At 70.5% G+C, this 22,102-nt stretch carries 2 protein-coding genes; both read left to right on the forward strand.

The features are described 5' to 3' along the window. Positions 1-15 precede the first annotated feature (15 nt). On the forward strand, positions 16-2,061 hold the full coding sequence (gene asnB, locus ACWCPY_RS23600) for an asparagine synthase (glutamine-hydrolyzing) (protein WP_451267965.1): 2,046 nt from the start codon (positions 16-18) through the stop codon (positions 2,059-2,061). Then, a complete protein-coding gene (locus ACWCPY_RS23605; protein ID WP_451267967.1) occupies positions 2,058-21,977 on the forward strand; it encodes an SDR family NAD(P)-dependent oxidoreductase in 19,920 nt (6,639 codons plus the stop codon). The genes asnB and ACWCPY_RS23605 overlap by 4 nt, the downstream gene beginning before the upstream one ends. Positions 21,978-22,102: the final 125 nt, after the last annotated feature.

Genomic DNA, 22,102 nt, shown 5'->3' on the forward strand with positions numbered 1-22,102 from the left:
AGAAGGAGACCCCGCATGTGCGGAATCGCAGGTTTCGTCGCGCCCTCGCTCCGCGCCGGAGAGACGCCGGAGGTGATGACCTCGATGCTGTCGCTCATCCGCCACCGAGGGCCGGACGAGGCGGGTTACTACCTGGACGACGGCATCGCCATGGGCACAGCACGGCTGTCGGTGGTCGACCTCGACACGGGCGCCCAGCCGATGGCCGACCCGACGGAACGCTACTGGATCTGCTTCAACGGCGAGTTGTACAACCACATCGAACTCCGTGAGGAACTGAGAGGGCTCGGCCGCCGGTTCCGCACTCGCTCCGACACCGAGGTATTCCTGCAGGCGTGGGCGCAATGGGGGCCCGCGTGCCTGCCCAGATTCAACGGCGCGTTCGCGGCCGCGATCCGGGACGTGAGGTCGGGAGACCTGTTCCTGGCGCGTGACAGATTCGGCAAGAGGCCGCTCTTCTACGTCGACCGCGAGGGCTGCGCAGCCCAGGCGGGCGGGAGCGCGGAATTCCTCTTCGCCTCCGAGATGAAGGCTTTCCGCGCGTTCCAGGGGTTCCGTTTCGGGCTCGACCCGCACGAACTCGCCTCCACCTTCGCGATATGGACGCCGTTGCCCGACCGCACCCCCTTCAAGCACATCCGCCAGCTCCCGATGGGGTGTTACCTCACCGTTCGCGGCGGGCGGGCGGTTCTGGGTGACTACGCGGAGCTCGAACTCGAAGTACCGCCGTTCGCCGGCTCTGAACGGGAAGCGGCCGCATTGGTCCGCGACGCCCTGCGTGAGAGCGTCGAGATGCGGCTGAGGAGTGATGTCGAGGTCGGTGTCTATCTGAGCGGCGGCCTCGACTCCTCCATCGTGACCAAGCTGACGACCGACCTCTCCTCGCACGAGGTCCGCACATTCTCCGTGGAGTTCGACGACGCGGTCTTCGACGAGTCGAGCAGCCAGCAGGTCGTTGCCTCGCACCTCGGGACCCGCCACTCGTCCATTGCCGTATCGAGTGCCGATATCGCCGCGAACTTTCCTTCTGCCGTGTATCACGCGGAAGTACCCGCGTTCCGTGCCGCGTTCGTCCCCATGTTCCTTCTGTCCCGCCATGCGCGGGACGCCGGGATCAAAGTGATCCTCAGTGGTGAGGGTGCCGATGAGGCGTTCCTCGGCTATTCGCTCTTCCGTGAGACCCTGCTGCGCGCTTCATGGAGCGAACTGTCGGATGACGAACGGATGGCCAGGCTCGGCAGCCTCCACCCGGAGCTGAGCCACTTCGGCCCCGCGAACCGGGCGCGGATGAAGGGACTGTTCGAGCAGTTCGCCGTCGAACGGCTGCCCGGCCTCTTCTCCCACGAACTCCGTTACCAGAACGGCCGCTTCGCCGCACGTCTGCTGAGACAACATGACGAACCGTTCGCGGACCTCATGGCGCTGACGGACGCGACACCCGGCTACGCCGCGCTGAGCCCGGTTCGAAAGGCGCAGTGGCTCGAATTCAAGACGCTGCTGCCCGGCTATCTCCTCTCCACCCAGGGAGAGCGCATGAGTCTCGCCCACGGTGTCGAGAACCGGTGCCCGTTCCTCGATCCGGCGGTCGTCCGCGCGGCGGCGTCGATCAATCTGCGTTTCGATGACGGTCTCGATGAAAAGGCCATCCTCAAGAAGGCATTCTGGGGTGAGCTGCCGGAATCGAGCCTCACTCGCCGGAAGCAGCCGTACCGCGCTCCCGGTGCGGCAGTCTTCAAGCAGCAGCAGCCCGACTACCTGGAACTTCTCCTCTCGGCGAAGGAGTTGGAGAAGATCTCCGGTATCGATCCGGTGTTCGCCCGAAAGCTCGTCAAGAAGGTCATGTCCACGCCGACGGGTGACATCAGTACGAAAGAGGACCAGGCCTTCGTCTATCTGCTGTCGACCGCGGTCCTCAATCAGCAGTTCGTGCTCGGACAGGGAGTGCCCGAGGACCCGGCAGCGCAGGCCGACTTCAAGGTGGGCACCATCATCGATCAACGGAGATCACGGGGATCGAAGCCGGCCGGCCACGACCTCCCCGCTGCAGGAGGAATCCGATGAGTACGTTCGAACCGGCGCCCGCGACGGATGATGTCGCGATCATCGGGCTCGCTCTGCGATTCCCCGGAGCGGAGACACTGGAGGAGCTCGGCGGGCATCTCGTCGCGGGCCGGTCGCTCATCTCGGAAGTCCCGCCGGAACGCTGGTCGAAGGACCAGTATTTCGGTGATCCGAGGCTCGGGGCCCAGAAGACGAACAGCGTCTGGGGAGGCTTTGTCGAGCATGCGGACTGCTTCGATGCCGAGTTCTTCAATATTTCGCCGCGCGAGGCCGAGAGCATGGACCCCCAGCAGCGCATGGCTCTCGAACTCGCCTGGCGGGCGATCGAGAACGCAGGCTATGCGGCTAGTGCCCTCGCCGGTACGGAGACGGGCGTCTTCATGGGCGTCTGCCATGCGGACTACGCGGAGATGATGGAACGTGAAGGGGTGAGGACGGACGCCTATTTCCCCACCGGCACGGCCTATTCGATCATTGCGAACCGCATCTCCTACTACTTCGACTTCCAGGGCCCGAGCATCACCAATGACACGGCATGTTCGAGTTCGCTCGTGTCGGTGTACGAAGCGGTACGCGCGTTGTGCAACGGCGAGTGCGGCGTCGCCCTGGCCGGCGGGGTCAACCTGATCTGGTCGCCGAAGCACTTCGTCGCGTTCAGCCAGGCGAGCATGCTGTCCCGCACCGGCCGTGCGAGCGCCTTCGACCAGAGCGCCGACGGTTATGTCCGGGGCGAGGGCGGAGCAGTGCTCTTCCTGAAGCCCCTCGCACGGGCCCTCGCGGACGGCGACCCCATCCACGCGGTCATCAAGGGCGTCGCCACGAACCACGGTGGCCGGACCCAGTCGCTCACCGTCACCAACCCGACGGCACAGGCGAATCTGATCGAGGGGCTCTACACCCGCGCCGGGATCCGGCCGGAGACCGTCACCTACATCGAAGCGCACGGCCCCGGAACGCCCGTCGGTGATCCGATCGAGATCATGGCTCTGAAGGAAGCCTTCCGGAACCTGCACGCGGCACAGGGCACCGTCGCCCAGCCCGCGAGCTGCGGAATCGGCTCTGTCAAAACCAATATCGGGCATCTGGAAGGGGCCGCCGGGGTCGCCGGAATCGCCAAGGTGATCAGCTCGCTGGCACTTGGCATCCTGCCCGCCAACGTCAACTTCCGGAATCAGAACCGGCTCATCAAGCTCGAGGACAGCCCCTTCCACATCATCCGCGACACCCGGCCCTGGGCCGCGTCGGCCCCGGGGGCGGACGGAAGGATCCGGCCACGGCGGGCCGGGGTGAGTTCGTTCGGATTCGGTGGTACGAACGCGCATGTCGTGCTTGAGGAACATCTCAGCGATGAAACGGGTGAGGGTGCGCAGTACGGGCTCCTCCGGGGCCCGCAGCTCCTGCCGCTCTCCGCGAAGACGCCGGAGCGGCTGCGCGCGGTCGCGGGCAATCTGCTCATCCACCTGCGCGAGCACCCGTCGCAGGAAATCGCCGACATCGCGTACACCCTGCGGGTCGGCCGCGAGCCCATGCCCGCCCGGGTCGCGTTCGCGGTCGCGGACCGCGCCGAACTCGAATCGCTTCTGCGGGATTTCACGGACGGCACCCGTGCGGCGGGCGAACTCCACCTGGGCGGGACGGTGGAGGGCACGGAAGCGGAACTGGCCGAGCTGAGGACGGCAGGGACACTCTGGGTACGGGGCGGGGAGACGGACTGGACGGATCAATCCGGTCACGGCGCACCCCGGCCACGTCCACGACGTGTGCGGCTGCCCGGGTATCCCTTCGCCCGCGAGCGGCACTGGTACAGCGTTCCGCACAAGGACGTCGAGGCAGGCGCGACACCATCGGCGGCGAACACCGCTGCCGCCGCGCATCCACTGGTTCACGCCGATACCTCCGGCCCCGCCGGACACCGGTACAGCTCGACTTTCACAGGAGAGGAGCCGTTTCTCGCCTCGCACGTGGTGGGCGGTGCCCGTGTGCTGCCGGCGGCCGCTCACGTCGAGATGGTCCGGGCCGCGGCCGCGCGCGCGGTGGGGCCCGGCGCGGCGGAGCCGGCGGTCGTCCGGCTCCGCAACGTCGCATGGCCGCGCCCGCTGGTCGTACGGGACGCGCCGGTCGAGGTCGGTGTCCGGCTCACCCCGCAGGACGGCGCCGGCCTCGCCTTCGAGGTCTTCACCGGTACGGACCCGGCCGTGGTCCACAGCTCGGGAGTCGTCGAGGCCGTCGGGCCGCAGGAGCCGGATCGCGTCGATCTCGGCGCGCTGCTGGCAGCCTGCCCCGCTGAGCGCGACCCGGTGGACGTGTACGCGGCGTTCCACGACCGAGGCCTGGAGTACGGGCCGGCCATGCGCGGGCTCAAGGAGCTCCGGCTGGGGACGCGGGAGCTGATCGCGCGTATCGGGAAGCCCGCTGGAGGCGAGGCGGCGGACGCCGGATACGTCCTGCCTCCGAGCGTGCTCGACGCGGCTCTCCAGTCCTCGCTCGTGCTCCTGGCGGAGACCTCACGGGAGCCTGCCGACAGCCCGGCACTGCCTTTCGCGTTCGAGGAACTCACGGTCCACGGCGCTTGTGTGTCGGAGACATGGGCGTGGGTACGGCGCCGCGAAGGACACAGCACGCTCGACGTGTTCGACATCGACCTCTGTGACCCCGAGGGCGTGGTGCGGGTCGGCCTGCGCGGGCTTGTCCAGCGGACGCACGGGGCGAAGCCCGGGCGCGGAACCGGCGCGGACATCGTCACCGCCACCGTTCCCTGGGTGCGGACGCCCCTCGTCGTCCAGGAGGAGGGGGCAACGCCCGGCCCGTCCGTGCGCGGGTACCTCGGCGGACGGTCCGCCGCACACGCCGCCGTCGTGCAGGGCACGACCGGCTTCAGCCTCGCCCGCCTTCCCGATGTGGCGCCCGGCCATGTCGCCGAGGGCGTCGGGGCCGTGGTGGACCTGGTCTTCCGGCACGTCGCGGAGCTGGTGAGGTCGAGTCCCGGGGGAGCGCACCGGTTCGTCGTCCTGGTGGACGATCAGCTGCCACGGCACTATCACGCGCCGCTGGCCGGCCTGTTCAGGACCGTCGTTCTGGAGAACCCCCGCGTCACAGGCCGCGTCGTACGCGTCGCGGAACTCGACACCGCGCCGCCGGAGCGGATCGCGGACATCCTCCGGGCCGAGGCGGCGGACCGGTCGGCCGACTGCGAGATCCGCTACGGGGCCGACGGCACCCGTCACGCGGCACGGCCCGTGGGATTCGTCCTGGGCGAAGGAGCGGAGATCCCGCCGTTGAAGGAGGGCGGGATCTACTGGGTCACGGGCGGTCTCGGCGGCCTGGGGCTGCATGTCGCGCGGTACTTCGGTCGGTGTGCGGGCGTCGTCGTCGTCCTGAGCGGCCGCTCGGCGCCCGGAGCCGCGAGCGACACGGCTCTGCGCGAGCTGCGGGAAGCGGGGGTCGAGGCACACTACCTCCCCGTCGACGTGGGCTCGAAGGACGACGTGGACCGTGCGGCACGCGCCATCACACGGGACCACGGGGCGATCGACGGGATCGTCCACGCGGCGGGCGTCCTCCGTGACGCATACCTCTTCACCAAGGACGCCTCGGACGTCCGGGCGGTCCTGGAGCCGAAGGTCGACGGCGTTCTCAACCTCGACGCCGCCACGCGCGGCCTCGCGCTCGACTTCTTCATCGCCTTCTCCTCCGTGGCGGGGGTGTTCGGCAGCTCCGGGCAGTCGGACTACGCGGCGGCCAACGCCTTCCTGGACGCCTTCGCCCACCATCGCCGGGCACTGGCGGACATGGGTGAGCGGAGCGGGAGGACGTCAGTCGTCAGCTGGCCGCTGTGGGCCGACGGCGGGATGTCCATGGACCCCGTGACGCGGGAGTCGATGCGCCGGGACCGAGGCTGGGAACCCCTCCCGACGGAGGACGGCCTCCGGGTCCTCGGCGGCGTACTGCGCGACGCGCCCGCCCACACCGTGGTGGCGTACGGCCCCGCAGCGAGGCTCACGGCCGCCCCGCCCCCGGAAGCGCCCCGCTCCGTACCCGTGGGCACCACAGCCATGGAGCCCGCGGCTCCCGTCGCGGAGGAGGAGCTGACGGAGCGTACGACGGCTCTCCTGCGCCGCGTCGTGGGCGGGGTGCTGCACCGCGACCCCCTGACGCTGGACGAGACGGTCAACCTCGTCGACTACGGGATCGACTCGCTCGCCATCCTGGAGACGACCGCGTCGCTCGAAGTGTTCTTCGGCCCGCTGTCCAAGACGATCTTCTTCGAGTACACGACCATCGAGGGCGTCGCCGGTCACCTCATCGCGGAACACCGTGACAAGCTGCCCGCGATCCTGGGCGCCGGAGCCCCGACGCCGGCAGCCGCAGCCGCAGTGCCTGTGGCCGGGACGGACGACGCGCCGGCCCCCGCCGCACCCGTACCGTCCGCTCCTGACACCGGCGGCACGCCCGCCGCCCGTGACAGTGCTGCCGCACCCCGGCCGCGCGACGACCACCACGACATCGCGATCATCGGTATCTCCGGGACCTACCCCGGAGCCGAAACCCTCGGCGAACTCTGGGACGTGCTCGGAGAGGGCCGCCACGAGTTCCGCGAAGTACCCCGGGAACGCTGGGACCACGACGCGGTCTACAGCAGCGACCGCAGTGTCCTGGGCAAGAGCACCATCCGTACCGGAACCTTCCTCCGGGACATCGAGATGTTCGATCCCCGCTACTTCCGTATCTCCAAGCGCGACGCGGAGAACATGTCGCCCGAGGTCCGCCTGTTCCTGCAGACGGGCGTCGAGGCGCTCGAAGACGCCGGCTATTCGCGCGAGACGATCCAGCGGCAGTACGACGGAGACGTCGGCGTACTCGCCGGTTCCATGAGCAACCACTACGGCCTGTACGGATTTCAGAACGGTCTGAAGCGCGGTTCCCCGGCAAGCGGCAGCTACACGGCGACGCTGCCCAACATGCTCTCGTACTTCTACGGATTCACCGGTCCCTCGATATTCGTGGACACGATGTGTTCCGGGTCCTCCACCTGTGTGCACCAGGCCGTGCAGATGCTCCGGGCCGGCGAGTGCCGGATGGCGGTCGCGGGCGGAGTGAACCTGCTGCTGCACCCGTACAACCTCATCAGCTCGTCGCAGGAGCACTTCACGACGGCGACCTCCGATGTCATCCGGAGCTTCGGTCTCGGCGCGGACGGGACCATTCTCGGGGAGGGCGTCGGCGCCCTCGTCCTCAAGCCGCTCGTCGAGGCCGAGCGCGACGGCGACCACGTGTACGCCGTCATCAGGGGAACGGCCCTCGCCAACGCGGGGGTGCGCAACGGGTTCACCGTCCCCAGCCCGCGCATGCAGGCGCGGGCGATCGAGAAGGCGATCGACGACGCGGGAGTCGATCCGCGGACCATCAGCTATGTGGAAGCTCACGGCTCGGGGACATCACTGGGCGACCCGATCGAAGTGAAGGCTCTGACCACGGCCTTTCAGAAGTACACACAGGACACCGAGTTCTGCGCGATCGGCTCCGTCAAGTCGAACATGGGACACCTTCTGCACGCTGCCGGAATGATAGGTATCGCCAAGGTCGTCCTCCAGTTCCAGAAGGGGAAGCTCGCACCTTCGCTGCACAGCTCGGTGACCAATCCGGACATCGACTTCTCCCGTACACCGTTCCGTCTGCAGCGGCAGCTCACCGCATGGCAACCCGCGGTGACAACTGTGGACGGACGCAGGATCACGCATCCCCGACGGGCGGGGATCACTTCCATCGGCGCGGGAGGAATGAACTCGCACATCATCCTTGAGGAGTATCCGCGGCCCGACCGCGATCCGCGCGGCGCACAGGGCGGGCGAGAAGAACTCTTCGTGTTCTCCGCGATGAATGACTCGGCCCTGGAGGAATGTCTCACCCGGTTCCGCGCATACCTGGCCGCCGGAACGGAGACGGACCCCGCGGCGATCGCGTTCACACTCCGCGTCGGCAAGAACGAGCTCCCGCAGCGCTGGGCGTTCCTCGCGAAGACCACGGGGGAGGCCGTCGCCGCCGTCGACCGCTATCTGGCCGGAGACCGGGACCTCGGTGCGGCGCTCGCCAGCGGAGGCCCGCGGAACGAGGCCGTCCGGAAGCTCGCGACCACCTGGGTGGGCGGCAGGAGCGTCGACTGGCGCGACGCAGACGGGGGAGCACCCGCACCCCGGCGGGTCTCTCTCCCCGCGTACCCCTTCGAGCGCGTGCGCTGCTGGGTCACCCCGGAGGAGGGCGCGCCGTCCGTGATCGAGCCGCTCGCGCTGCGCGACAAGCTCCACCCGTTCCTCGGCAGGAACGAATCGGACGCCGACGGGCTGCGGTACGTACTCGACGTGCACCTGGACGATCTCCTCGACTACGGCTGCACCTCGGGGGAGCGGCAGGACAAGAAGCGCGGCGTGGTCCCGACGTTCGCCATCGACCTGGCGATCGCCGCCACCAAGGTCTCCGGATTCGCCGACGGGTCGGTCGTGCGCCGGCTCCGCCTCCTGGGCCCGGTCAACTGGGCGACCGCCGCCCGCCTGGTGACGGTCTTCGACCTCCCCGACGGGAAGCGGGCCTCCGGACTCGTGTTCGCGGAGGACGCCGCGGGGACCCGGATGCCCGTGGCGGCGTTCGACGTGCCGGCGGGTGAGGAGAGCCGTACGCCGCTGTCCGGCCACCCCCGCACGGGCTCCTTCGCGGGAATCGCCGCCGATGTGCTCGCGCCCGACCCTGCGGAGCCGGTCTCCCCGGCAGAATTCCTCGCGGAACTCGCGGAGGGCGGAATCGGATACGCGCCGGAACTCAGCGGCACAGCGGCCGCATTCCGCCTGCGGGACGGGCGATTGGTGCTCAAGGTCGGCACCCCCGAGCTCCAGCGCGACCATGTGAAGCCGCATGTCACCCTCGCTCCGCACGTCCTCGCCGCCGTCGCGCAGGGCCTCCAGTCCGAAGCGAAGCGGCAGGGCTCACCGGACTGGGCACGGACCGTGCCCCACCGGATCGACGAGGTCCGGCTCTTCACCGACGGGAGCGGCGGGGGCGTCGAGGTCGCTTACGTCGTCTTCGACGTGACCGCCGGCACAGAGGGCCTCGGCGGGTCCGTCGGCCTGCTGGACCGGAACGGCCGGGTGGTCGGCGTGCTCTCCGACATGTGGTGCGGCGATGACGAAGGACCGCGAAAGGACCAGGGTATGAGCGAACGAGCGGTGGACGGAGCCGAAGCAGCGGACCGGGGGACACCGGGGGAGGACAGTGACGGCGTCATCTCCTTCGCCGTGGACGAACTGCGGGGGATGGCGGGCGGCATTCTCAAGTTCGAGCTGGGTGAACTCGACTCCCGTACCGGCTTCGACGCCTTCGGTTTCGACTCGATCTCGCTCGTCACCCTGTCCAAGCAGGTACGCGAGCGGTTCGGAATCGACCTGACCCCGGCGGTCTTCTTCGACCGGAATACCTTCGACTCGCTGGGCAGGTACCTCTTCACGGAGCACGAAGGCCTGCTGCGCGCGGCGTACGAGCGGTCACTCCCGCCGGACCCCGGCGGGGAGCCCGCCCCGGGTCCTGGAAGCCGGCCCGGTGGCGGGACGACCGGAACGGCTGAAGAGACGACCGCGGCTCCTGATCCCGCGCCGGCCGGCTCACGGCGCCCGGCGCCGGGGGACACGCCCCTGCCGGTGGCCGTCATCGGAGCCGCGGGCCGGTTCCCCGGCGCCCCCGATCTGGACGCGTACTGGGCGAACCTGGCCGCGGGGACCGACCACGTCACGGCCTTCCCCCCCGACCGGTACGACACGGCCTATGCACGGATCGCGGAGGCAGCCGAGTTTCCGCACCACGCCGCCGTCCTCGACGACGTGGACGCGTTCGACGCCGCCTTCTTCCGCATCCTGCCGCGCGAGGCCGAGCTGATGGACCCCCAGCACCGGCTGGCGCTCCAGACGGCCTGGAACGCCGTGGAGCACAGCGGCTACGCCCCGTCCGGCCTGCCGGCGAACACAGGGCTGTTCTTCGGCGTCTCCGGGACCGACTACGCGACCCTGCTCGCGGCCCACGGCACCCCACCGGACGCTTTCACCTCCACGGGCAACGCCCACTCCATGCTCGCCAACCGCATCTCGTACATACTCGACATCCACGGCCCGAGCCAGCCCGTCGACACGGCCTGCTCCAGCTCGCTCGTCGCTGTCCACAGAGCCGTCGAGGCCATCCGCTCCGGGGCGTGCGACGCCGCGATAGCGGGCGGGGTGAACCTCCTGCTCAGTGTCGACACCTTCGTCAGCGCCGGGCGGGCCGGCATGCTGAGTCCGGACGGACGGTGCAAGACCTTCGCGAGCGAGGCGAACGGATACGTACGCGGCGAGGGCGTCGGTGCCGTCGTACTGAAGCCCCTCGCCGACGCGGAGCGCGACGGGGACGCGATCCTCGCCGTGATCGTCGGGACCGCGGAGAACCACGGCGGGCGGGCGAACTCGCTCACGGCACCGAACGGAACCGCGCAGTCGGACCTCGTGGTGCGGGCGATGGGCGGCATCGACCCCCGCACGATCGGCTACGTGGAGGCCCACGGCACCGGCACGGCCCTGGGCGATCCCGTCGAGGTGCGCGCGCTCCAGGCCGCGTTCCGGCAGCTCGGCAGCGACGGCCCCGCCACCTGCGGGCTCGGCTCGGTGAAGACCAACATCGGTCATCTGGAAGCCGCCGCAGGCATCGCCGGGCTGCTCAAGGTGGTCCTCGCGATGAAACACGGCACCCTCCCGCAGAGCCTGCACTGCGACCGGATCAACCCCTACATCCAGCTCGACGGCGGCCCGTTCCGCATCGTGCGCGCCAATGAACCGTGGGAGCGGCCCCGTGACCGTGACGGTGAGCTCGCGCCGCGGCGGGCGGGGGTCAGCAGCTTCGGATTCGGCGGTGCGAACTGTCACGTCGTCGTCGAGGAGTACACCGGGGAGGCCGCGCACACGAGTACGGCGCAGGACGCCGACGGCCCCGGGAGCCAGGTCGCCGTACCCCTTTCCGCGCGTACCCGGCAGCAGCTCCGGGAGCGGGCGCGGAACCTGCTCGCCCACCTGGAGGACACACCCCGTCCTGCCGCGCTCCGTTCGATCGGGTGGACGCTCCAGACCGGGCGCGAAGCCATGGCTGAACGGGTCGGCTGGGTCGTCTCCTCCCGCCGGGAACTCGGTCAAAAATTGAGGGAGTTCATCAGCGGATCGGCGAGCGGGCCGCAGCACGGCGCCTGGTCGGCGCGGGACGGCCTCGTCGGCGTGGTCGAGCGCTGGAGCGCAGGGGAGGAGGTCGACTGGCGACGGTTGTACGGGGCTGCCGGTTCGGCCCTGCCCGGGCGCGCACACCTGCCCACGTACCCGTTCGCACGCGACAGGTACTGGCTCCCCGGCGGCGCCGAGAAGGTCAACAGCGTTGCCGAACAAGGTCCTTCGGCCGGCACGACGCTGTTCGTACCCCGCTGGACGCCGAAGCCCGCGTCGCGGGACCTGGCCGACGAGACCCCGTACACGCATCACGCCGTGATCCTCTGCGGAGCGCCGGCGGCCTTGCGGGACAGTGTGGAGCGCCGCCTGCCGAGTGTCCACTGCCACGCCGTCACGACCACCATGCGGCGCCCGGAGACCCGCTTCACCGACCTCTCGCGCCAGGTCTTCGAGATCGTCCGGACGCTCGCCGGGCAGGCGCGCGACGGCGCCACCCTCGTGCAGGTCGTGACACCGGCGGACGGCGACGACGCGGTCGGTCCCGCGCTCGCGGGGCTTCTGCGCACGACGGCGCTCGAACGCCCGCACATCGCAGGGCAGGTCCTCGCTCTCGACGGCGGGCGCGACGCGGACGACATCGCGGCGATCGTCCTGGAGAACGCCCGGCACGCGGACGACGCACTCGTCCGTCACCGGGGCACGGAGCGCCAGGTGCGGACCTGGGTGCCAGGGGCGGCCCAAGGCACGGGCACGCCCTGGCGCTCGGGAGGCGTGTACCTGATCACCGGAGGCGCGGGCGGCATCGGCGCCGTCGTCGCCCGCCGGATCGCACGGGACGCCGTACGCCCGACGCTCGTCCTCGTCGGACGCTCGGCACCGGATGCCCGGATCGGCCGACTCCTCGCCGAGCTGCGGGAAGCCGGTGCGGTGGCCCGGTACGCCGTCGCGGACGTCTCCCGCTGGGAGGAGGTACGCCATCTCGTCGCGCGGGTCGGCGGGGAGACGGGTGCGATCCACGGAATCGTGCACGCCGCAGGCGTGATCCACGACGGGTACATCACGAACAAGACGACTCAGGAGTGGGACGAGGTCCTCGCCCCGAAGGTCGACGGCGCGGTGCACCTGGACCGGGCCACGGCGCACCTGCCCATCGAGTCCTTTCTCGTCTTCTCGTCCGGTACGGCAGTCACCGGAAATCCCGGTCAGTCCGACTACGCCACGGCCAACGGCTATCTCGGCGAGTACGCCGCCCGCCGCAACACGCGCGTCGCGGCGGGCGAACGGTCAGGGCGTACGGTCGCGATCGCGTGGCCGCTCTGGAAGGACGGAGGAATGGCGGTCGACGACGCGACCCGCGCGTACCTCCGGCGCAGCCGCGGTCTCGTGCCGATGGAGTCGGACGAAGGACTCGAAGCCCTCCTGAACGCCTGGCGGTTGGGCGAGGCCGGCGAGCACCAGATCTGGGTTCACCACGGAGAGCCGGCCAGGCCCGCGTCCGTGCCCCCGCCCGCCGCTGCTTCCCCTGCACCGGAGACGGCCGTCGGGCGGCCGGACCGGGAGACGCTCCGGTCGGTCGTGGAGCTCTTCGCGCGGGTCACCAAGCTCCCGCTCCACGACATCGACGCCGATCGGCCCCTCGACGACCTGGCCCTCGACTCGGTCATGGTCGTGCAGCTCAACAGGGAGCTGTCCTCGATGTACGGAGAGGTCCCGACGACGCTCTTCTACGAATTCCCCACGCTGCGCGCCGTCGCCGGAGCGCTCGCCGGGGCACCCACCCCGCCGGCCCCCGGTGCACGGGCCGACGGACCGTCCGACGCGGTCCGGGTGCAGGCGGCGCGGCACACACCCGGGACAGCGCCTGCTCCGGGCCCGCCCGCGCCGGACGACGCCATCGCGATCATCGGGATGAGCGGGCGCTATCCGCAGGCCGAGAACACCGAAGAGTTCTGGGCGAACCTCACGGCGGGACGCGACTCCATCACGGAGATCCCCCCCGGCCGATGGCCGCTGGAGGGCTTCTACGAGCCGGACCGCGCCACGGCCATCGCCACCGGGCGCAGCTACAGCAAGTGGGGCGGATTCCTGAGCGACTTCGACGCGTTCGACCCGCACTTCTTCCGGATCGCACCGCGTGACGCCTACGCCATGGACCCGCAGGAGCGCCTCTTCCTCCAGGCTTCCTGGGAAGTGATCGAGGACGCGGGCTACACCCGCGAGGAGCTGGCCCGACGCCATCAGCGGCGCGTGGGTGTCTTCGCCGGTGTGACCAAGTCCGGCCACGCACGGCACGGCGCGGCCCGGCTGCCGTCCGGTGAGACGGTCGTGCCCTCGCTCTCCTTCGCCTCGCTCAGCGCCCGGACCTCGTACGTCCTCGACCTCCATGGCCCGAGCCTGACGATCGACACGATGTGCTCCTCTTCGCTCACGGCGATCCACGAAGCCTGCGAGCACCTGCGCCGGGGCTCCTGCGAGCTGGCCATCGCGGGTGGGGTGAACCTGTACCTGCATCCTTCCGACTACGTCGAACTGTGCCGTTCCACCATGCTGTCCTCGCAGCCCCGTGTGCGGAGCTTCGGCAGCGGCGGTGACGGATTCGTGCCCGGCGAGGGAGTGGGCGCTGTGCTGCTGAAGCCCCTCGCCCGCGCTCTGGCGGACGGTGACCAGGTCCTCGCGGTGGTCCGCGGGACGAGCATCAACCACGGTGGGCGCTCCCACGGCTATACGGTGCCGAGCCCGACCGCGCAGGCGGAACTGATCCGCGACGCGCTGACCCGTGCCGGGGTTCCGGCGCGGGAGGTGAGCTACGTCGAGGCGCACGGCACGGGCACGGAGCTCGGCGACCCGATCGAGGTGAAGGGTCTCTCGCTCGCCTTCGAGGAGTCCACGGACGAGAAGCAGTTCTGCGCGATCGGCTCCGTGAAGTCGGTGATCGGACACCTGGAGGCCGCCGCGGGGATCGCGGGGGTCACCAAGGCCGTACTCCAGCTCCGGCACCGCACGCTCGTTCCGAGCCTGCACGCGGAAGAGCCGAACCCCGGCATCAGGTTCGAGCAGACGCCGTTCTTCGTCCAGCGGACGCTCGCACCGTGGGAGTCGCAGACACCACGGATCGCGGCGGTCTCGTCCTTCGGAGCAGGTGGCTCGAACGCCCACGTGATCCTTGAGGAGTACGTTCCGGACCCCGCCCCGCACCGGCCGGCGTCCGACGAGGGCGAGCAGCTCGTCGTCCTCTCGGCGCGGACACCGGAGCGGCTTCGGCACTCCGCCGCGCGTCTGGTGGCGTTCCTCGAACGCGCGGAGACGGAGCGGGGAGCGGTCGGCCTGGCGGATCTCGCCTTCACCCTGCAGCTCGGACGCGAGGCGATGAAGGAGCGCCTGGCGGTGACCACCGCCTCACTGCCCGGGCTCCTGCGGGTTCTGCGCGGGTACGCGGAGAGCGGGGACGCGGCGGGGACACCCGGCCTCCACCGGGGCACGGCCGGACAGGTCCTGGGCGCCGTCGCCGAGATCTCGGCCGACGACGACCTTCGGGAACTCCTGGTCGAACGGTGGGCCCGGAAGGGGAAGCACGACAAGCTGGCCGCGCTCTGGGTCGGCGGAGTGGAGCTGGACTGGAGGCGGCTGCACGGAGCCGCGTCGCCCCGCCGGATATCCCTGCCGACGTACCCGTTCGCGCGGGACCGGTTCTGGATCGGGGACCTGGAGCCGGTCCGGGAGGCGTCGCCCGTCCCGACTCCGGTCGCCGCCGCACCGCAGCCCGAAGAGGTCGAGCCGCACATCACACCCGACGGCACGTCGGACGCCGTGCCCGATGCCACACGTGATGAATGGGTCGCCCGCACCGTATGCGCGACGATCGCGCAGGTGCTGGTCATGGAGCCGGACGAGGTCGACGGCGGCCTCGCGTTCGCCGACTACGGACTCGACTCCATCCTCGCGGTCCGTCTCGTCCACCTGCTGAACGACACCCTCCGGCTCGACCTGTCGACCGGCGTCGTCTTCGACCACAGCTCCGCCGACCGACTTGTCGCGCATCTGCTCACGGAATATGCCGGCATCGGCCCCGCCGCCCCGCCACCGGCCGTCGCCGGTGAAGCGCGTCCGCGGACCACGCCCGGCTCCCTGCCCGCACAACGGCCCGCTGCCCACGCCCCGATCGCCATCGTCGGGATGAGCGGACGGTTCCCCGGATCCGACACCCTGGACGACCTCTGGAAGCATCTGGAGAACGGTGACGATCTCATCACGGAAGCCACCCGCTGGGATCTCGCGGACACCGGTGCCGACGGCTCAGCGCGCTGCACGCAAGGGGGATTCCTCCACGGGATCGACCGGTTCGACCCGCTGTTCTTCGGCATCTCGGGCGTCGAGGCCGCAGCCATGGATCCCCAGCAGCGGCTGCTCCTCGAAGAGGCGTGGAAGGCCCTGGAGGACGCGGGGTACGCCGGCCGGCACCTGGGCGGGACCCGCTGCGGCGTGTACGTGGGCTGCTACAAGGGCGACTACCAGGAGGCCGTCGGGGGCGACGCGCCCGCTCAGGCGTTCTGGGGGAACATGGCATCCCTCATCCCGGCCCGCGTCTCCTACTTCCTCGATCTGAAGGGGCCCGCGCTGGCGGTGGACACCTCGTGCTCCAGCTCGCTCGTCGCGATCGACCTGGCGTGCCGGGGGCTCTGGTCGGGCGAGACGGACATGGCGCTGGCGGGCGGTGTCTTCGTCCAGTCGACACCCCGCCTCTACGAGTTGGCCGACGGCGCCGGAATGCTCTCCGCCACGGGACGCTGCCACACCTTCGACCACCGTGCCGACGGATTCGTACCGGGCGAGGGCGTCGGTGTGCTGGTGCTCAAGCGACTCGATGACGCCCTCGCCGACGGGGACCACATCCATGGCGTGGTCCGCGCCACGGGCGTCAACCACGACGGCGCGACCAATGGCATCACGGCGCCCAGCTCCGTTTCGCAGGAGCGTCTGCTCCGCGAGACCTACGAGTCCTTCGGCATCGACGCCGAGTCCATCCGGCTCGTGGAGGCGCACGGCACCGGCACCCCGCTCGGCGACCCCATCGAATTCTCGGCGCTCAGCCGTGCGTTCCGGGCCGGTACGGAGAAGTCCGGCTACTGCGCGCTGGGTTCGGTCAAGACGAACCTCGGGCACACCCAGTTCGCCGCGGGTGTAGCGGGCGTGTTCAAGATCCTCCTCTCGATGAGGCATCAGCAGATCCCGGCCTCACTCCACTTCGACAGGCCGAACCCCGCCGTCGGTCTCGAAGGCAGCCCCTTCTACGTGAGTACGCGCAGCCACCGCTGGGAGGCCCCGGACGACGGCGGACCTCGCCGGGGCGCGGTCAGCTCCTTCGGCGCGAGCGGCACCAACGCGCATCTCGTCATCGAGGAAGCGCCTCCCGCTGCCCGTGCCCGTACGCCACGTCCCGCGTATCTCGTGGTCCTCTCCGCGCACTCACGCGAGCAACTGGTTCAGCAGATGGCCCGGCTGGCGGAGCACTGCCGTCGCACGGACCTCCCGGACCTGGGGGACCTCGCCCACACGCTCGCCGTCGGCAGGGACTGGTTCGCCCACAGGTTCGCCTGCGTGGCGGCCGACCACACGGAGCTGCTGCGGATCCTCGACGAAGGGCCGGACGGAGCAAGGGCGTTCACCGGCCAGGTGGCATCGACGCGCAGGGGTGCTGCGGGCGCGGGCACCGGTGCGGAGAGGAGCCATGGCGAGGAATGCCTCCGCCGCTGCGCACACCCGACGGGATCCGATGCGGACGCCGTACCGTACCGCGCGGACCTCACCGCCCTCGCCGGGTACTTCGCCCAGGGGGTCGACCTCGACTACGGGGCGGCGTTCGTGGCAGGGGCCCATCTCCGGGTCCCGCTGCCGACCTACCCGTTCGCCGGAGAGAGCCACTGGGCCGGGCCGCCGCCCTTGCCACCTCAGCCTGTCACCCCCCTGAGCCGGCCGGTCCCGGACCGGCAGCCGCTCCACCGCTCGTCGGCGGTGGCGGACCTTCCCGGCACACTGCGGGCCTCGACGGTGTTCAAGGGCGACGAAGCCGTCCTCCGCGATCACACGGTGCGTGGGCAGCGCGTCCTCCCCGGCGCCGCCCACCTCGAAATGGCACGGGCGGCCGCGGCGCGTGCGTGGGGCACAGAGGCGGCAACGCCCCTGCTGATACGCGACATGACCTGGGTACGGCCGGTTGCCTTCGACGGCGCGCCACTGAGCGTCGATGTCCTGGTGAAGCCGACGGAGGGCGAGGAACTCACCTTCGAGATCGCTTCGAACACCGGTCGGGACGATGGCCCGGTCGTGTTCTCCACCGGGCGCATCGCACCCTCCGGCACAGCCCGCCCCGGCCGCGTCGACCTCGCGTCGATCCGAGCGGTGTGCGTGACAGCCGTATCCGCAGAACGCGTCCGTGAGGCGCTCGCGGCGATGGGCATCGTCCACGGGCCGTCCCTCCGCGCCGTCCGCATGGCACACGTCGGTGCCGGCACCGTGCTGGCACGGCTCGACCTGCCGGCGGAGACGGACCCCGTCGACGCCGGATGTGTTCTGCCTCCGGCGCTGCTGGACTCGGCCATCCAGTCCTCGATCGCGCTGCAACTCGCCGACGGCAGGGCCTCCGTGGAGACCGTGGTGCCGTTCGCGCTCGACCGGTTCGAACTCTTCGCACCCTGCACGGCCTCGATGTGGGCTGTCGTCCGTGTCGCGGACGGCACGGAGACGGCGACCGCGCTGAGCCGACTCGACGTGGATCTCGTCGACGGCGACGGGGAGGTCTGTGTCCGGATGACCGGCTACACCTCGCGCCGGGTGAAGGAACCGGCACCCTCGCTGTTCGCACCGGTCTGGGAAGCCGTATCCGAGCGCACCTCCGGCGCCCGCGCCCTGCCGCCTGCCGAACAGGTCCTCGTGGTGGGAGGGACCGCCGGGCAGCGCTCCGCGCTCGCCCGCCAGTACCCGTGGGTCACGATGTGGGACCTCGCACCGAGCGCTTCGACGGACGAGATCATGTTCCGGCTCCGGGACCTGGCGCCGATCGGCCACCTCGTCTGGATCGCGCCCGGTGCGGCGCCGGAGGATCAAGCGGCACTCCTGCCGACCGACACCGCCGGCTTCACCGCGGCCCAGGAGGACGGCGTCATCGCGGCCTTCCGCATGATCAAGGCCCTCGTCCGCACAGGACACGACGCACAACCGCTCGCCCTGACACTGGTGACGCGGAGCGCCCTGGCCACGCATGACACCGAGCCGACAGCACCTGCCCACGCCGGGCTGCACGGCCTCTTCGGCTCGCTCGGGCAGGAGTACACGAACTGGTCGGTCCGCCGGACGGACCTCGACACCGCCGATCTCCCCGAGGGGCTGTCGGCACTTCCGGACGACGCGGAGAACGACACTCTGGTGCGCCGTGCGGGCCAGTGGCTGGTCCGGCGCTGGGTGCCGTGCCGGCCCGGGACCGCACAGCGGGCCGCGTACCGGGAAGGCGGTGTCTATGTCGTGATCGGAGGTGCGGGCGGGCTCGGCACCGTATGGACCCGGCATGTCGTCCAGCGCTACGGCGCCCATGTGATCTGGATCGGCCGGCGCCCGCAGGACGCGTCGATCGGAGCGAAGCTGAGCACCTGCACCGGGCGCGGCAGTGTGCGCTACCTCTCCGCCGACGCCGCGGACCCCGCGTCGCTGCGCACCGCCCACGAGGAGATCAGGCGACACCATCCGCAGATCCACGGCGTCATCCAGGCGGCGCTGGACCTGCGGGACCAGAGCCTGGCGCGCATGGACGAAGCGACACTGCGGGCCGGCCTCGCCGCGAAGACCGACGTCAGCGTGGCCATGGCAGAGGTCTTCGCGGACGACACCTTGGACTTCGTCCTCTTCTTCTCGTCCGTCCAGTCGTTCACGACCGCCGCGGGCCAGGGCAACTACGCGGCCGGATGCACGTTCAGCGACGCCTACGCCCAGTTCCTCGCGAGGCACTGGGACTGCCCGGTGAAGGTGATGAACTGGGGGTGGTGGGGGAGCATCGGCAGCGCCTCGACCGAACTCCACCGGGAACGCATGGCACGCTGGGGCCTCCTCTCGATCGAGCCGCCCGAGGCGATGGAGGCACTCGACACACTGCTCCGCGGGCCGCAGCGTCAACTGAGCTTCATCAAGGTGCAGAAGCCCGAAGCCATCGCGGGGATCGACCCGGCGACTCTGCTCACGGTCCACGGAAGGGCACGGTCCCGCATCACGCCCACCGCCGTTGCGGCGGGCACCGGAGCGCCCTCCGGATGGGAGGCGATCCGCGCGATCGCGCAGTGGCGCAGGAGCGAACGCGATCCGCTCCTCGCGCGCATGGTCCGCGGACACCTGGAAGCACTCGGCAGCCTGCGCGGCCTCGGTACTCCGCCGACTCGCGGCGATGTCACCGGCCTGCGCCGCCGGGCCGGAATCCTGGAGCGGTACGACACCTGGCTCGACCATGCACTCCGTATCGCTCCGCCGTCGGCCCCACCGCTGGACGTCCTCGGCCGTGAATGGGACCGGCGCCGCGAGGAGTGGTCCGCGGATCCGGACAAGGCGGCCGAGCTCGCCCTGCTCGATGCCGCACTCCGTGCGCTGCCGGACATCCTCACCGGCAGGATCAGGCCCACCGACATCCTGTTCCCCCGCGGTTCCGTCGCGCTCGTCGAAGGCACGTACCGCAACAACCGCGTGGCCGACATGTACAACCGCGCCATGACGGACACGGCGGCCGCCATCGTCGCGGAGCGGCTGCGTCTGGACCCGGCCGCACGCCTGCGCATCCTGGAGATCGGCGCCGGTACGGGCGGCACGAGCGCCGGGATGTTCGCCGCACTGCGCCCGTTCCAGGACCACATAGAGACCTATGCGTACACCGATCTCTCGAAGGCGTTCCTGAACCACGCCAGGACCGAGTACGGACCGGAGGTTCCGTATCTCGCCTACGCCCGCTTCGACGCGGAGCAGCCGCTGGCCGGGCAGGGCGTGGAGAGCGGGAGCTACGACCTGGTCATCGCCGCGAACGTGCTGCACGCGACACGCGACACCCGGAACACCATCCGCAACGCGAAGGCGGCGCTGCGCGACGGGGGATGGCTCCTGCTGAACGAACTGGCGGCGTTCGACATCTCCAGCCATCTCACGTTCGGCCTGCTGGAGGGCTGGTGGCTCTTCCAGGACCATGCGCTGCGCATACCCGGCTCGCCCGCTCTCTCGCCCGCGAACTGGCGTGAGGTGCTGGTGAGCGAAGGCTTCTCCTCCGTCGTCTCCGTGCTGCCCGAGACACTTGAACTCGGGCAGCAGATCATCGCCGCCGAGAGCGACGGGATCGCCCGGCAGTCAGTGGCCCCGCCGGCGCGGCGGGAAACCGCTGCTCCCCGAGCGCTCCCGGAGCCTCCGCCGGAGGCCATCGCAACCCCGCACCCCCGCTCCGCCCCGGCAGAGCCCCCGAACGGCGACGGGACAGCCGGTGCCTCGGACACCGATGCGGAGAGCCGGGCCGGCACCATGGCCGGATACCTCAGGGACCAGGCCGCACGGACCCTCGGCATTCCGCCGGACAAGATCGCGCTCTCCGCGCCGCTGAGCGACTACGGGATGGACTCCATCCTCGTCCTCCAGCTCACCACCGCGCTGCGCGAGGACCTCGGAGAGGTCGCGTCCACCCTGCTCTTCGACGCCGAGTCCATCGAGGAACTCGCCGACCACTTCATGGCGACCGGCGGCGCCCGGGTGGACGCCCTCCTGGCTCGCCTGAACCCTGCGCCGGAGGGGACACCCGTCTCCGACACCGGGTTCCGGCCGCCGGAGCCGTCCGCGCTTCCCGCCACCGGACCGGCACAGCCCATTGCCGCGCTCTTCCGCGCCGCGGTGCTGACCGGCACCGCACAGCAAGCCGGTGACCTGTTGTCGATCGCCGCCCGGCTCCGGCCGACCTCCGCGACCGGAGGAGGACCGGAGCCGGAAACCCTGCGGCTGTCGGACGGCGATCAGGAACCGGCCCTGGTCTGCCTGCCCTCCCTCGTCGCCCCCACCGGGGCCCACCAGTACGTGAAGTTCGCAGCCGCACTCCGCGGCCTGCGCCAGGTGCGGACGGTCACCCTCCCCGGATACGGAACCGGTGAGCCGCTTCCCGTGAACCTGGAAGCGGCCGCGGACCGGCTGGCCGGGACGCTGCTCCGACGGTTCGACGGCCGGCCGTTCGCGCTCGCCGCCTACTCCTCCGGAGGGTGGCCCGCCCACGAGCTGGCACGGCGGCTGGAGAAGGCCGGCGCTACGCCCGCCGCTCTGGTGCTGCTCGATACGCTCCAGCCCGCCGGAACCGACATGATCCGGGAAATGTCGGTGCTCACACGACGGCTGCTCGACCGGTTCCCCCAACTGCCCGTCCTCGACGATCAGCTCACGGCGATGGCGTGGTACGCGCAGTTGCTCGAAGGCTGGCGCCCGCTGCCGGTGTCCACCCCGACCCTCCTGGTGAGCGCCGCGGAGGACAAGACGCTGCTCGAACTGCTCGGCAACGACGCGCGCGCCGACTGGCCGCTGGAACACGTACGGACGGAGGTGGCGGGGGACCACTTCACCATGCTCGAGGAGCACGCGGAGCCGACCGCACTCGCCGTCCATGAATGGCTCCGTGAACACTGCGCCTCCCGGCGGCAGTTCTGACCGCGGGATGCGATCGGCTCGGAAGAAACCCCGGCTCCCCACGCCCCTACCACCGAGAAGCAGAAGAGGGATCATGAATCATTCGGCCGGCCCGTGCGCGCGTCCCGACGCTCCGGCAGAATCGC

The organism is Streptomyces sp. NPDC002403 (genome assembly GCF_053593015.1).

What these genes read in the sequence shown, in the direction of transcription:
- asnB (WP_451267965.1), top strand. Translation starts at nt 16, where the DNA reads ATGTGCGGAATCGCAGGTTTCGTCGCGCCCTCGCTCCGCGCCGGAGAG.
- ACWCPY_RS23605 (WP_451267967.1), top strand. Translation starts at nt 2,058, where the DNA reads ATGAGTACGTTCGAACCGGCGCCCGCGACGGATGATGTCGCGATCATC.